This is a genomic window from Streptomyces sp. NPDC127100, from assembly GCF_042724095.1.
Taxonomy (GTDB): Bacteria; Actinomycetota; Actinomycetes; order Streptomycetales; family Streptomycetaceae; genus Streptomyces.
Window position 1 is genome coordinate 42969 of record NZ_JBHXFL010000012.1, and the last position, 13358, is coordinate 56326.

16 protein-coding genes and 3 pseudogenes are annotated in these 13358 nt (G+C 70.4%); 11 read left to right on the forward strand and 8 right to left on the reverse strand.

What is annotated here, in order from left to right:
* Window positions 1–113 precede the first annotated feature (113 nt).
* The 4 genes from ACFWJB_RS14595 to ACFWJB_RS14610 all read right to left on the reverse strand — a co-directional run bounded on the left by ACFWJB_RS14595 (window position 114) and on the right by ACFWJB_RS14610 (window position 3361).
* Window positions 114–500: an SRPBCC family protein gene (locus ACFWJB_RS14595; RefSeq protein ID WP_386922478.1), complete on the reverse strand. Its 387-nt coding sequence runs from the start codon at window positions 498–500 to the stop codon at window positions 114–116.
* A gap of 46 nt (window positions 501–546) precedes the next feature.
* The gene (locus tag ACFWJB_RS14600) at window positions 547–810 is read right to left on the reverse strand and encodes a hypothetical protein (RefSeq protein ID WP_385465324.1); all 264 of its coding nucleotides are present in this window, start codon (window positions 808–810) and stop codon (window positions 547–549) included.
* 204 nt (window positions 811–1014) lie between these two features.
* Window positions 1015–2211, reverse strand: coding sequence for an RICIN domain-containing protein (locus ACFWJB_RS14605; RefSeq protein WP_386922480.1), 1197 nt, complete (start codon window positions 2209–2211; stop codon window positions 1015–1017).
* 91 nt (window positions 2212–2302) lie between these two features.
* Complete coding sequence (locus ACFWJB_RS14610) at window positions 2303–3361, reverse strand: NlpC/P60 family protein (protein ID WP_386922482.1); 1059 nt, start codon at window positions 3359–3361, stop codon at window positions 2303–2305.
* A 424-nt stretch (window positions 3362–3785) separates the two neighbouring features.
* On the opposite strand from ACFWJB_RS14610, the gene ACFWJB_RS14615 reads away from it, so the two are divergent.
* The 3 genes and pseudogenes from ACFWJB_RS14615 to ACFWJB_RS14625 all read left to right on the forward strand — a co-directional run.
* On the forward strand, window positions 3786–4307 hold the full coding sequence (locus ACFWJB_RS14615; RefSeq protein WP_386922484.1) for a hypothetical protein: 522 nt from the start codon (window positions 3786–3788) through the stop codon (window positions 4305–4307).
* Window positions 4308–4529: 222 nt separating this feature from the next.
* On the forward strand, window positions 4530–4976 hold the full coding sequence (locus ACFWJB_RS14620) for a hypothetical protein (RefSeq protein WP_386922486.1): 447 nt from the start codon (window positions 4530–4532) through the stop codon (window positions 4974–4976).
* Window positions 4928–5137, forward strand: a pseudogene (locus tag ACFWJB_RS14625) (hypothetical protein); the annotation flags it as partial. The gene ACFWJB_RS14620 and the pseudogene ACFWJB_RS14625, both read left to right, overlap by 49 nt.
* Window positions 5138–5150: 13 nt before the next feature.
* Here the strand turns inward: ACFWJB_RS14625 and ACFWJB_RS14630 are convergent.
* Window positions 5151–5582 carry a MerR family transcriptional regulator gene (locus ACFWJB_RS14630; RefSeq protein ID WP_386922488.1) on the reverse strand — a complete coding sequence of 144 codons (432 nt, stop codon included), beginning with the start codon at window positions 5580–5582 and terminating at the stop codon, window positions 5151–5153.
* A gap of 55 nt (window positions 5583–5637) precedes the next feature.
* Between ACFWJB_RS14630 and ACFWJB_RS14635 the strand changes: the two genes are divergently transcribed.
* From ACFWJB_RS14635 to ACFWJB_RS14645, 3 genes are all read left to right on the forward strand, one after another.
* Window positions 5638–6621, forward strand: coding sequence for an oxidoreductase (locus ACFWJB_RS14635; protein WP_386922490.1), 984 nt, complete (start codon window positions 5638–5640; stop codon window positions 6619–6621).
* Window positions 6622–6807: 186 nt separating this feature from the next.
* A complete protein-coding gene (locus tag ACFWJB_RS14640) occupies window positions 6808–7722 on the forward strand; it encodes an NADP-dependent oxidoreductase (protein WP_386922492.1) in 915 nt (304 codons plus the stop codon).
* A gap of 35 nt (window positions 7723–7757) precedes the next feature.
* Window positions 7758–8237: a MarR family winged helix-turn-helix transcriptional regulator gene (locus tag ACFWJB_RS14645; RefSeq protein ID WP_386922494.1), complete on the forward strand. Its 480-nt coding sequence runs from the start codon at window positions 7758–7760 to the stop codon at window positions 8235–8237.
* A 75-nt stretch (window positions 8238–8312) separates the two neighbouring features.
* Here the strand turns inward: ACFWJB_RS14645 and ACFWJB_RS14650 are convergent, their stop codons facing one another.
* Window positions 8313–9044 carry a maleylpyruvate isomerase family mycothiol-dependent enzyme gene (locus ACFWJB_RS14650; protein WP_386922496.1) on the reverse strand — a complete coding sequence of 244 codons (732 nt, stop codon included), beginning with the start codon at window positions 9042–9044 and terminating at the stop codon, window positions 8313–8315.
* Window positions 9045–9246: 202 nt separating this feature from the next.
* Between ACFWJB_RS14650 and ACFWJB_RS14655 the strand changes: the two genes are divergently transcribed.
* Together ACFWJB_RS14655 and ACFWJB_RS14660 are read left to right on the forward strand one after the other, a co-directional pair.
* Window positions 9247–9663 carry a dihydrofolate reductase family protein gene (locus ACFWJB_RS14655; protein ID WP_386922498.1) on the forward strand — a complete coding sequence of 139 codons (417 nt, stop codon included), beginning with the start codon at window positions 9247–9249 and terminating at the stop codon, window positions 9661–9663.
* Window positions 9660–10502 carry an alpha/beta fold hydrolase gene (locus tag ACFWJB_RS14660; protein ID WP_386922500.1) on the forward strand — a complete coding sequence of 281 codons (843 nt, stop codon included), beginning with the start codon at window positions 9660–9662 and terminating at the stop codon, window positions 10500–10502. The genes ACFWJB_RS14655 and ACFWJB_RS14660 overlap by 4 nt, the downstream gene beginning before the upstream one ends.
* Before the next feature lie 92 nt (window positions 10503–10594).
* Here the strand turns inward: ACFWJB_RS14660 and ACFWJB_RS14665 are convergent, their stop codons facing one another.
* Window positions 10595–11128 carry a GNAT family N-acetyltransferase gene (locus ACFWJB_RS14665; RefSeq protein WP_385464356.1) on the reverse strand — a complete coding sequence of 178 codons (534 nt, stop codon included), beginning with the start codon at window positions 11126–11128 and terminating at the stop codon, window positions 10595–10597.
* Between the two features lie 394 nt (window positions 11129–11522).
* Here ACFWJB_RS14665 and ACFWJB_RS14670 point away from each other — a divergent pair, with 394 nt between their 5' ends.
* From ACFWJB_RS14670 to ACFWJB_RS14680, 3 genes and pseudogenes are all read left to right on the forward strand, one after another.
* Window positions 11523–12215, forward strand: coding sequence for a transglycosylase SLT domain-containing protein (locus ACFWJB_RS14670; protein WP_386922503.1), 693 nt, complete (start codon window positions 11523–11525; stop codon window positions 12213–12215).
* A gap of 23 nt (window positions 12216–12238) precedes the next feature.
* Window positions 12239–12472, forward strand: a pseudogene (locus ACFWJB_RS14675) (peptidoglycan-binding protein); the annotation flags it as partial.
* A 120-nt stretch (window positions 12473–12592) separates the two neighbouring features.
* Window positions 12593–12877, forward strand: a pseudogene (locus ACFWJB_RS14680) (M23 family metallopeptidase); the annotation flags it as partial.
* A gap of 16 nt (window positions 12878–12893) precedes the next feature.
* Here ACFWJB_RS14680 and arr read toward each other — a convergent pair.
* Complete coding sequence (arr, locus tag ACFWJB_RS14685; RefSeq protein ID WP_385464350.1) at window positions 12894–13304, reverse strand: NAD(+)--rifampin ADP-ribosyltransferase; 411 nt, start codon at window positions 13302–13304, stop codon at window positions 12894–12896.
* Window positions 13305–13358: the final 54 nt, after the last annotated feature.

The following is a 13358-nucleotide window of genomic DNA, read 5'->3' on the forward strand; positions in this document are numbered from 1 at the left end:
ACGGCTCGGATGCCTCCCGAAGCGGTGAACGTCCGCTGTCCGTCCTCGTCGACGAAGCCACGCGGGGCCGACGTACAAGTCCTGCCCGGGGCACTGTGTCGCCGTGGGCAGGTTCACGGCCGGACCAGACGTCTGAGAGCGAGTCGTGCCAGCGGGGCGTAGCCGGCCAGGACGGGCATCGGGCCGCACAAGGTGAGGCCGGCGGAGCTGCCCTGCGGGTCGGGCCGTACGGCGTGGTGGAGGCGCAGCCGGACCGGCCCCAGGCGGACTCTCCACGACCACGTCCGATGGTGGTGGTCGACGCTCTCGATGACGAAGGGAATCCGCAGACCCGCGAACGATTCGACCGTCCCTCGGAGTGCTGGGGTTATGTACGGGCCGTCGGTATGGACGGCCCTGATCTGCGGTGACCAGGACGCCCACCGGTCCACGCGCACGTAGCGCTCCCAGACGGTGCCGGGCGCTGCCGGACCGGTGGCGTTGAGCGTCAGTTGCGCCATGAGCCGCTCAGGAGGAGCCCGCACCGAAGGGTGATGTGCAGGGTGCTCATTCGACCTCGCCACGCAGATACTCGGTCAGCGCCTTGCCCGGCCGGAAGGAAGCCGTGCCCTCCTCCTGCGCCATGCTGCCGAAGCTGCCCAGGCCGACCCTCCCCTTCGACCTCAGCGCTTCGGCGATCGTTCCAGGATGCTCGACGGTGCCGAAAAGGGCGTCGAAGACGCGTGTGACGTCCTCACTGCCCGGTTGACCCCCACCCGAGGCCTTTGCCACACGGCGTGCCGTCAAATCGAGGAGCTCCGTTTTGTCCATCGGCGCATCCGCCCATCGTGTCGGTGTAGTCCTGCCGCAGTCTCTCCACCATCACCGCGTTCCGGCTCAGCCGCATCCGTAGGGCCCCACGTCCATGCCCGGCGGCCCGCAACTGAAGCCCGGTGCGCACGGTCACGCCGGGCGCGGCCGCGCCCGCCGCCCTGGTCCGTCGCTCGGCCACCCGAACGGATGGAGAACAGTCGGTCAGGCTGATGTGAAGGTGAATACCTGGTCGGAGGCGCCGGTGCAGGCGGTCTGCACTGCCTCGGCACCGTCGGTGACCGGGGGGAGGAACCCGATGCACAGGCCGCTGTGGAGCGGCCGGAGCCGGAAGCCGTCGCCGGACGCCTCCAGGCGGAACTTCTGGTTGTCGCCGTCCGCGCAGTCCCACGGGGCGAGCAGGGCGCCGGAGGAAGTCAGGGAGTCGTCCACGGCGAGACATCCCAGGCCCTTGCCGGGGCCGGGGTGGTACCACCGGATGCGGTAGATCGCGTCTTCCAGCTTCTCGAGCTCGACGCGGGGCAGGGGGGAGTCGGCGCAGGGGTGCTGGACGGCGATCTCGCGGTCGGTGCGCCCGTTGCGTTCGCGGCCTTCGGTGAGACACCGGGAGGACGCGGAGGCGGGATGGATGCGCGCCGCTCCGGAGGCCGGCATCCGGGCAGCTGCCGTGCGCGCGTGAGTGGGGCGCGTACTCGGCGTCGCTTCCTCCCGCTCGGCCGGCGGGTCGACAGGCGGGGGGACCAGCTCGGTGGTGGGCGAGGGACCGGCATCCTTCGTCTCCCCTCCCGCGCCGGGCGCGGTACCCGAGGGCTGGACGCCGGCTGGCGCACTGGGCGTGGTGCCCGAGGAGGGAACGCCGGTGGGCGCACGGTCCGCGCGGTTGCCGTCGGAACGGTTGTCGTGCGGCCAGAACGTCAGCGCCAGTACCCCGGCGACGACACAGGCGGCGATCGCGGCCTGAGGGCTGTGCCGTCGCCAGGCCGACCGACGGTCCGGGGCGGCGTCACCGTCACCGTCACCGGCCCGGAGCGGTGCAGCGGCTGGGCCGGTGTCCGAGTCGTGCTGGTCCTCGTGGGCATGGGCCGCGAGGTCCCGCGGTGTCTCCTGGGGGGTGTCCTCGTCGTCCTGGGCAGCGGCGGTCGCGGGCGCGCCCTCGGGAACGGGCGGTGGTGCCGTGGGGTCGGTCATCGACAGGCGCCGGCGGGCCTCGAGCCAGGCGGCCACCGTTTCGTCGTCGCCGCCGCAGGCTCGCACGTAGGCGGCCAGGAGTTCTTCACGGGGCAGGTCGTCACGGCCGAGGGCGGCCGAGATCGTCGCGCGGGGCAGGACGTCGCCGGCATCGGTGGCGTTGCGTTCCAGCTGCCGGTAGCTCACGTCCGCCCAGCGGCGTAACTGCCGCATCACTGCCACGAATTCAGCCGGGCTGCTTGCCGCAGCCGGATCCGGCCCCCGCTCCATCAGCTCTCCCCTGTCTCTCGGATACCAGGGGAGCCTAAAGCCCGTTGATCTGTTCATGAGTACCGTTTCCCAGCTTCGTTCGGATGTGTTCGACTGCTCGGTGGCGAAACCCGTCCACGACCAGGTCGGCTGCGCTGCACGCGGCTCGGTCAGGCCCGGATGTGTCGGTAGGCGACGACGTCGCCGGGGGCGGGCAGCGGCGCGACGGTGACCGTGGTGCCGGGCCGGGGGCGTGGATGACCCTGCCCTTGCCGATGTACAGACCCACGTGGCCGCCGCCGTAGGACAGGACCAGGTCACCGGGCACCAGGCGGCCGCGGGTGGTGGCGCTGCCGGCGCGTATCTGGTCCCAGGTGGTGCGCGGGAGCTTCACCCCGGCTGTGGCCCAGGCCCGCATCACCAGCCCGGAGCAGTCGAAGCCGCGAGGACCGGCGCCGCCCCAGACATAGGGCTTGCCCAACTGCTTCCTGGCGAACGCGATGACGGTGCTCGGCGCCGACTTCGCCCGGGCGGCGGGCTCATGCGTGGACTTCGGGCCGGCCTGCGCGTCCGGTACGGACGTGGTCCGCGGGTGCTGTGCGGCCTTCGGCCGGCGCACCGAGTCGGCGGTGTCCGGGCCGGCGGGAACCTTCAGCGTCTTCCCGGCGTAGATCAGCGTCGAGGAACCCAGGTGGTTGAGGCGCTGAAGCACCTTCACGCTGGTGCCGTGCGTCTGGGCCAGTCCCCACAGTGTGGCACCAGGCCGCAGGGTGACCTTCTGGAACTTCATCGGCTCTGGGGCAGGACCCGGCTCGGCCGGTGCAACCGTCACGGGCTCGGCATCGGCCGGCGGCTTCGGCTGGAGCGTGACCGACGGCCCGTCAGCCGACGGCGACGACGGGCCGTGCACGGCCAGCAGCGCGCCCGCGAGCAGGGACAGCACGAGCGCCACGACCAGTCCTGCCGCGCCCCACACGAAGGTACGGATCCTGCTGGTGCTCGCGTTCCGAACGCGCGGCCTGCGGGGCAGCCGCGGCACCGGCCGGGCGCTCCGTTGCGGGGTGGGCTCTCTGCGGGTCCGCACCGGGGGCGGGAGCTGGGTCTGCCGTGTCATCACAACCTCCTTCGACGAGGCCGCGATCACGCGGCCTGGAAGGAGGCTGTTGTGTCGTGTCGGTGTCTCGCCAGATCTTCTGGCGTCCGGGACAGTCCCGGCCTCCCAGCGCCCTGCGGCACCTCGGTGAAGAGACGGCGTCCTACCCGTGGACACCGCCGGTGACCTGCATGGACGACTCGGGACTGTCCAGGCCGCCGCTGCCCGTTGCCCCGCCCTGGACCACGGGGCAATGCTTCTTCCACCGCCCCGCACAACCCGGGACTGCGCCTCGTTCAGACGCCGTTCGGCGACGGGCGTCGAACCCTCCCCGGCCGACCGGATCGCTCTGACACGGACCGGGCGGAGCGCCTTCTCCCTCGTTCCGTCGCCCGTCCTGAGGCGCGGGGCCGAACCATCCATCACTGCCACAAGGAGCATCAGCATGCGCAGCACTCGAGCCAGGGCGCCCCGTCGTCGCCCGCTGGTGATCGCCGCACTTCTCACGGGCGCACTCGCCGCAGCCACCGGAGCGACCGCCGTCAACGGCGGCTTCCCTCTGGGCAGCGACGCCCCGTCCAACTCCGACACCATCGAGGCGGCCGCCGCCAAGCGGGTCCCGACGGACTGCAACACCCGCTGGGAGCAGTACAAGCCCCGCAAGACCTTCCTGTGGGACAGGACGACCGGCCTGTTCCGGGTCAACGACAACGTCAGCGTGCAGTTCCGATCCCTCGGCGGGGAGTACTACTGGCGCCTCGACGCCCACTGCAAGCGCCTGAAGGCGTGGAAGGCCAACGGCACCATGTACCGGACCTGGGCCAAGGCGCCCGAGGCGAAGGTGCCGCGCGTCAGCTCCTGGTACACGTCGAAGGAGTACTGCGGTAAGCCGCCCAGCAACAAGGTCAACGTCATCATCGGCTGCTACCGCGGCGAGTTCCGCTACTCGACCGGACAGAACCACTAGGCCGCCCGTGTCCTGAGGCCGGCCCCGATCTCGTCCCGCACCGTACGGCTTCGGTGCGGGACGAGAAGGATCCCTGCCGCGCGGCCACCGCTCATCCTTCCGCGGTACCCCACAGGTTTACCCCGGCTCAACCACCGGTGTGACGACCGGGAGGTCACGCAGCCGCCAGCATGGGGGCTCACGACGGAGCCTCCATGCGGGGCGGGAAGAACGGGGAACCGAATGCGCGTCGGACGCATGTCCATGATCTGCGGTGTCTTCGCGGCGACGGCGGCCATGACCGTGGGGCTCGCCCCTCAGGCCTCGGCCGCGGGCCACTGGGAGAGCCCGTGGAAGAGTTACGCCGGCTACCGGTACACCTCCTCGGACTGGAGGGGTGCGCGGAGTTACGTGGAGATCTCCTGGAACTCCAGCGGCAACGCGTCGGTCTACGGCTACGCGCGTGACACCGCCGGCGACGGCTACGGCGCGCTGGCGCAGGTGATGTACGAGTACTGGAACGGGTCGCAGTGGGTGCCCACCCAGAGGACCCTGGCGAAGACGAGCGGCGGCAAGGGCAGCGAATCGTGGAACTACGGCAAGCACGCAACGGTCAAGGTCCGCAACGTCTGGTTGCGCTCATGCCTGTGGAACTCCACGGGCACGATCTGCGAGGGCGGCGCCCACTGACGCGGCCGCCCGCCCAGGATCTGCCAGCGTGCACCTGGCCGGGCTCGACCAGCCATCTGCGCCACGTGGAGCGAGAGCTGACGCGCGCTGCGGCAGGCGAGGTGGACTACCTGGCTGTATGCACACCTGTGGACCTGTCGGTGGCGATCGGCGGCATAGAGAGTCGGCAACGGCTCAGTCCGCGGCAGTCGTCGGGTCCCACAGCCCGGCGGCAGCACCGCGTGCGACGTGGTCGGCGTAGACGCCGACCTTCCGGGCGATGACGGAGCGGCACTCCTCCAGGGCGCGGATCTGCTCCTCGACCCGGCGTTGGTGGGCGTCGAGGAGCCTCAGTCGCTCCGGCTCGTTGCCCGGGCCCTGCCGAACCAGTCCGGCGAAGCGCTTCAGTTCGGCGAGGGGCATCCCGGACTCCCTCAGCCGGACGCAGATTCCCAACCAGTCGACGTCGGTGGGGCTGTAGCGCCGGCGGCCGCCCGCGGTGCGGTGGACCGGGCCGACCAGCAGGCCCTCGCGCTCGTAGAAGCGCAGGGCGTGGACGCTCAGGCCGGTGCGCTCGGCGACCTCGCCGATGCCGAGCGATTCAGTGAGCTTTTCGATGGTCGCCATGCGGGTCACTCTAGGGCTTGATCTAGACCTTCCTCTAGCTCGTAGCGTCCCTGGCATGAGCATTCGAACCGCTGTCGCGCAGCACCCGATCAACTCCCCGTTCTCCGCCGCCTCCACCGCCGAGGAGGTCATGGCCGGGGTCGACCTCCTCGGCAGGACCGTCGTCGTCACCGGCGGCTACTCCGGCCTCGGCCTGGAGACCACGCTGGCCCTGGCGGCCGCCGGAGCCCGGGTCATCGTTCCCGCGCGCCGCCCCGAAGCAGCCCGGGAGGCGCTCGCAGGGCTCCGCGGCGCCGCCTGCGAGATAGTCCCCATGGACCTGACCGACCTCGGCAGCGTCCGTGCCGCCGCCGCACGCATCCGGGAGTCGGTGGACCGGCTCGACTTCTTCATGGCTGTCGCCGGGGTGATGGCCACCCCCGAGCGGCGCGTCGGGCCCGGTTGGGAGTACCAGCTGGCCGCCAATCACTTCGGGCACTTCGCCTTGGTGAGCGAGTTGTACCCGCTCCTACGCGATGCGCAGGGTGCCCGTGTCGTCGTCTACAGTTCCAGTGGCCACGGCATCACCGACTTCCGCTGGCGCGACCCGCACTTCCGTGGCGGTTACGACCGCTGGCAGGCGTACGGGCAGGCCAAGACCGCCAACGTCCTGTTCGCCGTCCACCTGGACGCCCTCGGCCGTGGCGACGGCATCCGGGCGTTCGCCCTCCACCCGGGAAGCATCATCACCGGCCTTCAACGGGATCTGACGCGCGGCGAGCAGGTAGCGCTGGGCTGGGTGGACCCGCAGGGCACCGTGATCGGCGAGGGCTTCAAGAGCCCGTCGCAGGGCGCCGCCACCGGCCTGTGGGCGGCGACATCCCCACTTCTGGCCGGACGCGGCGGGCTCTACCTGGAGGACTGCGAGGTGGCGCGGGTCACCGGCGGGGACGGGCCGATGGACGACGGCTGGGTCCGCAGTTACGCCGTCGACCGGGCCTCCGCCGCACGCCTGTGGGAGCTGTCCGTCGCCGCGACCGGGGCCGGGCCGATCGGCTGAGACGTCATTCCGTCGACGGTGAGCCGTGCGCCGGCACCCGACCGGCTCACCGGGAACGACGTCCATCCGGAGGCGACGGCCGTCGGCCGGTCACCGATTACTTGGCTAGCCACATAAACGGTGCTACTTTTATGTGGCTGGCCACGGAAGTTGGTCGGCGCGGCATCCCACTCGAGGAGACCAGTCATGAAGGCCATCGTTTTCGACACGTTCGGCGGCACCGAGGTCCTGCACGAGGCGGAGCTCGACATCCCTCAGCCCGGGCCCGGCCAGGTCCGGGTCCGCGTCCGGGCGGTCGGAGTGAACCCGGTGGACGGCAAGATCCGCTCCGGTGTCATGGAGGCCATCTTCCCCACCACGCTGCCCGCCGTGCCCGGCGGGGAGATCGCCGGTGTGGTCGACGCCGTCGGCGAGGACGTCGACCACCTGAAGGTGGGGGACGAGGTCCTGGGCTGGTCCGACACCGGCTCCTACGCCCAGTACGCCCTGGCACCCGCGAACGTCCTCGCGCCCAAGCCGGCCGGCCTGGACTGGACACACGCCGCCGCGCTGCCGGTGGCGAGCGACGGCGCCGAGCGGGTCCTGGACCTGCTCGACGTCAAGCGCGGCGAGACCCTGCTGATCCACGGCGCGTCGGGCGCGCTCGGCACCATCGCCGTCCAGCTCGCCGTCGCCCGCGGCGCCCGCGTCATCGGTACCGCCGGACCGGCCAACCAGGAGTACGTCACCTCACTTGGCGCGACCGCGCTGGTCTACGGGGACAACCTGGTCGAGCGGGTCCGCGAGCTCGCCCCCGGAGGGGTGGACGCCGTCTTCGACGCCGCGGGCAAGGGCGCACTGGAGGACTCCATCACCCTGCGCGGCGGCACCGACCGGATCGTCACCACCGCCGACTTCCGCGCCCGTGAACTCGGTATCGTCTTCGCCGAGGGCCCCCAGCGCCGCTCCGCCGCCCGGCTGGCCGAACTGGCCCAGCAGGCCGCCGACGGCACGCTGACGACCACGATCAGCGCCACCTACCCCCTCGCCGAAGCGGCCAACGCGCAGCAGGCCAGCGACGCCGGCCACAACCGCGGCAAGATCGTCCTGACTGTCGACTGACCCATCACCCCCACTCCTGAGATCAGGGAGCAGCAATGCCCGACACCACCTCATCGGAGCCGCCGAACACGGCGCTCGACGGGCGGTTGAGCTACGCCATCTTCCAGCTCGCCCGCGCCCACCGCGGCCACGCCGCCGCCATGCTGCGCGCCCTGAACCTGCATCCGGGACAGGAGCTGCTGTTGATGCAGCTCTTCGACCGCGACGGCCAGACACAGGCGGAGCTGCTGGAGCGTGTGGGCCTCGACCACTCCACCGTCTCCAAGTCGCTTCGCCGCATGCAGGAGGCCGGCCTGCTCACCCGGGAGCCCGCTGCCCACGACCGGCGGGTCATGGTGGTCAGCCTCACCGACACGGGGCGCGCCCTGCAGGAGCCCATCGCCGACATGTGGCGCACCCTGGAGCGGATTTCCGTCCGTGATCTGACCCCCGACCAGATCGAGACGTTCACCGAGTGTGCGCGCATCATCGAGAAGTCGGTCAGGGACCACAGTCGGCAGGCGCCTGACGCTTGATCAGGCACGGGCAGGCGGCCACGCGCCAGACGAACCGCCTGCCTGCCCCGCGCCCTTGCACTTGCCCACCGCAGGTCAGCTTCGCCAGGCGGGCACGGTCGGCAGGGGGCCGGGCGGATCGACCGTCAGTACGGTTCCGTCCGTGCGGCCGGTCAGCCAGCCCAGCAGTTCTGCCGCAGGTCCCGAAACTCGTGGCCCCCCGCCGTCACCGACCTGGCGCAGAACCTGGTCGTCGTCGGCGAGCAAGGCCATGGCAGGGGCGTCGGGTCGGTCGTTGAGCGTCTCCGCCGTACCGGCCAGTTCCCGCTCCACGAGGCAGGGCGGCCAGTCCGTCGGCCTGTGGCCCGTCGCCAGATCGGTGTGGTGCACCTCCACCTCGCGCAGCATGCTGCGGATGGTGCCGCGCACCGGGCGCAGACCTCCGCCGAGCCAGCGCACCGGTACGTCCCACGTGTGCTCCGGCTGGCTGTCGGCGGCCCTCAGGAATCGGTGGAGCGCGGCCTCCAGATCACCGGCCAGCTCGGCGGCCGGGCGCCCGGCTCCCTCCTCGATCTCCCGTTCCCGCTGGGCCTCGTCCCTGTACTGCGGCAGATCCGCGCCCGTGCGGGCCGCAGTGAGCAGCCGGGTGCGGGAATCGGCGCTGCGCGCGATGTGGGTGAGTACGTGCGCACGGCTCCAGCCAGGTAGCCGTGAAGGGGCTTGCACGTCGGCATCGTCCAGGGCGGCCGCGGAAGCGAGCAACCGCTCCATGGACGTACGCAGCAAGGGCAGTAATACGGTCGGCGACCGAGTCTCGTCGTAGGTCATCGGTCTCTCCTACCCCGTGACCGCGGCACCTGACGTCAAGCCGTAGCTGCGCAGGTGGTCGTCACGTACGCGACGACATCAGTCTTGGGCAGCTGCAGCTCGCCGTGGCTTGGTGGGCCGGCCCGACATGGGGCGAAGCCCGGCCGCACCCCTTCACCAGCGTGAGCGATGAGTTCGGGCGACGGATCGGGTCTGTCCTGGCATGACCCGCATCATCGCCGACATCTCGGTCTCGCTCGACGGCTTCGTCACCGGCCCCGGCCTCGGCTCGGACAACGGTCTGGGCACCGGTGGCGAGGCCCTGCACACCTGGACGTTCGTCACCACCGGTCTGGCCGACGCCGTCACCGTCGCCCGTGAGCGAGCCGAGGCGGCGTCGTCGGGCAGCGGCAGGGACCTCGACGTCGTCCTCATGGGCGGCGGCGCCACGGTCGGCTCGGCACTCGACGCCGGGCTGATCGACACGCTGAGCCTGCACCTCGCGCCCGTCGTGCTGGGTGCCGGGACACCACTGTTCACCGGCAAAGCACCGCACACGCTGGTGCAGCGGAGCGTGATCACGACGACGACCGCGACGCACCTGACCTACGACGTCCTTCCGGGTGGTGTGATCCGATGACCACTGTCGACGTCAACGGCATCGCTCTGGGCGTCGAGTCGTTCGGTGACGACGACGCGCCACTCGTCCTGCTCGCGGGCGGCCCGACGATGCTGTCCTCGCCCGACGCACTGTGCGAGCGCCTCGCCGCCGGCGGGCGCCGTGTGGTGCGCTACGACCTGCGCGACAGCGGGGAGTCGACGACTACGGATCCGGAGGCGCCCGCCTACACCCTGCGCGACCTCGCCGCCGACGCGGCGGCCCTTGCGTACGCGCTCGGAGGGCGGCCCGCGCACCTCGCGGGGGTCGGCGTCGGCGGGATGGTCGCCCAGGTGGCCGTGCTCGACCATCCGGGCGCGTTCTCGGCGCTCACCCTGGTCGGCACCCGCGCGGTTGCCCCTGGACCGCCCGACGACGACCTCCCCGACCATGACCAGGCGACGATGAGCCGGCTGTTCACGCGTCCGATGCCCGATTGGACCGACCGCGAGGCTGTCTCGGAGTTCGCCGCCGCCGGCGCGGAGATCCTCGGCGACGACCCCGTCGCCGCGCGCGCGATCGCCGCGCGCATCTGGGACCGCACGCCCGGCACCGCATCCCCCGTCCAGATGGCCAACCAGTTGGGCATGGTGTTCTCCAGGCTCGACTGCGGACCCCGCTGGCGCGAGCGCCTGCCCGGGATCGAGGCCCCCACGCTCGTCGTCCACGGCCGCCGCGACCGGTTCTTCCCCGTCGGCAACGGCGAGGCGCTCGCACGCGAGATCCCCGGGGCACGACTGCTCGTCCTCGAGGAGGCCGCCACCGCGATCCCGGATGCGGCGGTCGACGAGGTCGCCGAGGCGATGCTCACGCTCGGGTAGGGGAGGGGACGTCGAGTCATCACGGGCGGGCTCGAGAAGTCCGCCCGCCGGTCGCTACCCGACCGCCACTTGTGATCGACGGCTCGGCCGGTTCACGCCTGGAACTCGGTGAGATCGATGGCGTGGACGCGCAGTGGGTAGCCGTACACCGGGTGTGCCGTCTCCCGCTCGGGCACCATGCCGAGCTTGCGGATGACGTTCTCGGAGGCGTCGTCCCCTACCCGGTTGATGCTGATGACGCGGTCCAGTCCGCGGTCCTGCAGTGCGAACTCCAGCGTGGCGTGCGCGGCTTCCGACGCGTACCCCTGGCCCCAGAACTGTGAGCCGAGTCGCCAGCTGATGGCCACTGCGGGCATCACCTCAGGCAGGAACTCGGGCACGGACAGTCCCGTGAAGCCGATTAGTTCGCCCGAGGCCAGCAGCTCGACGGCGAAGAGTCCGAAGCCCTCCTCGTCCCACTCCTCCTCCCATCGCTCGATGTCCTCGGCCGTGAGGTCCAGGTCGCGCACCGTGCCGTCGTCGATCCAGCGCATGACCCGTGGGTCCGCGTTGATGTCCGCCATCGGCGCGAGGTCGTCGTCGTGCCAGCTACGGAGGAGGAGACGGGGTGTGCGGATCTCGGTCATGTGCCCATCCTGCCGAAGGCACGCGTCTCATCGGAAATCCGACGCTCGCCCGCGCCGCCATATCGGAAGCCACGCCCTGCGGGAGCCGCGCGCCGGCGTGGCGAGACGATGCCCGCCGCCCTGACGCTCATCGCGCGGGTTGCCGGCCCTCCGGCGCGGGCAGCGGGCAGGACTGCAATCCGCGCATCCTGCGGACCTCTTCACGCGGGGCATTCGCCGGTTTCCCTCGTCGCCTACCGCGGTTTGCGACCGGTTTCCGTGAGGCGCAAGGTGGAATAAGGGGCAAGCGTGACGGTAGGTGGCTCATCGCCATGGAAACGTCCACGGCATTCAGGCGAGCGCCCTGCCGTACCAACCAGTACGCCCTGACCTCCAGCGTTCGAGGGGAGGCATCATGGTTGCTCTCTCCAACGTACGGTTCGGCAAGCGCAACGATGACGTCAAGGCCACTCAAGTGGCGTTGATCGCAGCCGGGGTGGATATCCCCGCGGGTGCCACCGGGTTCTTCGGCGAGGAGACGAGATCGGCCTACGCGGCGTGGCAGCGCACGCTGGGATTCACCGGCTCGGCTGCCGATGGATTCCCCGGCTGTTCCTCACTGGCCAAGCTCGGCGCCAGATCCGGGTTCACTGTGGACTGCCGGCATCCCGGGGCCATCGCCAGGAGTTCTGTGGGCTTCGCGAAGAACTCGGGAGTGGCCGTCGACGAAGACACGGCTCGCGCGTTCGCCGAGCAGGCATGCGACAGGACCGGTGCGCCGAGGGGCTGGGTCACGGGAGTCGGCAACGGAGCGAACCTGCTCACTCTCATGTTTCGCGAGTCGTCCTTCCGGCCGAACGCCGTGAACGAGCACGACACGAACGCGACAGGCCCGGTGCAGTCGGACGGCGCCAAGCTCAACTGCTCACGCGGTTACGCCCAGGTGATTCCCGATACGTTCGCTGAGAACCACCAGGCGGGCACGTCCGACCGAATCTACGATCCGGTGGCCAACGTCGCGGCATCCATCAACTACATCTGGCGCCGGTACGGCGACATCGCGCGTGTACAACAGGCGAATCCGCACCTTGATCCGGCCCCTTACTGAGAGGAGACAGGATTATGGCGACGCAAGCGTTCCCCGGAACGGCATTCTTTCACAAGGGTCAGAAGAGTCCCGTGATCACCGCCATGGGCAGGCGCCTGGTGGCGGAAGGATGCGGGAAGTACCGGGCAGGCCCTGGTCCCGAGTGGACCGATGTCGATCAGCAGTCGTTCGCCGCATGGCAGCGCAAGCTCAAGTTCGAAGGCGCCGACGCCGACGGCATTCCCGGCAAGACCTCTTGGGACGAGCTGCACGTTCCCGCCACCACGACCGTGCCCTCCGGCAGAGGCGTCGCGTCTCCCGTCCCCGGACACGGGGTCACCACGCCCTATCGCATGAAGGGACCTCGTTCGCGTTGGAGCCTGGGGTACCACACCGGCGCGGACTACGCCGCTCCGCAGGGCGAGCCGTGCCTCGCCGTACTCAGCGGCACCGTCCGCATCGGACACGACAAGAGTTTCGGCGACTTCCTCGTGCTGCGTGCCGGCGGATTCGACTTCTACTACTGCCACCTCTCGGACCGGACCGTGACCAGGGGTTCGGTCAAGGCCGGCCAGAAGGTCGGAGAAGTCGGCTCCACCGGGAACGCCAACGGCCCTCACCTCCACCTGGAGAAGCGCCCGGCCGGTGGTGGCTTCGGATCCGACGTGCCCCCCAACTGGTAGCCGGGCCGTACCGGTGTCAGTTGATGATCTCGGCGCGGTCACTCAGAAGAATCGCGGCCAGCCGATCTCGCCATAGGCGAAGGGCTTCGGGTGTCTGTCGCGTCCAGTCGGTGACCTCGCCGACGATCCGGAGCGGTTCCCTGCTGCGATAGGAGCGGGTGGGATTGCCGGGGAACTTCTTGTCGGTGACGTTCGGATCGTTCTCGAACTCCCCGGTCGGTTCGACGACATACACCCGTGGGGCCCCGTCGCCGGCGGCGAGTTCGGCGGCGAGTCCCGCGCCGTCGCGCAACGCGGTGAAGTAGATGTGGTTCATCACGATCTCGGGCCGGTAGTTGGAACGGAAACCGGCGGTGAGGTGATCTCCGACCCGCAGCTCAGCCTTTGTGCCGTGAAAGAAAGGACCCTCGTCCAACGCCTCGTCCATCGCCTCAGGTTAACGCGCCAAGCGTGAGCCCTCCAGGACGGCTCGGACAGTATC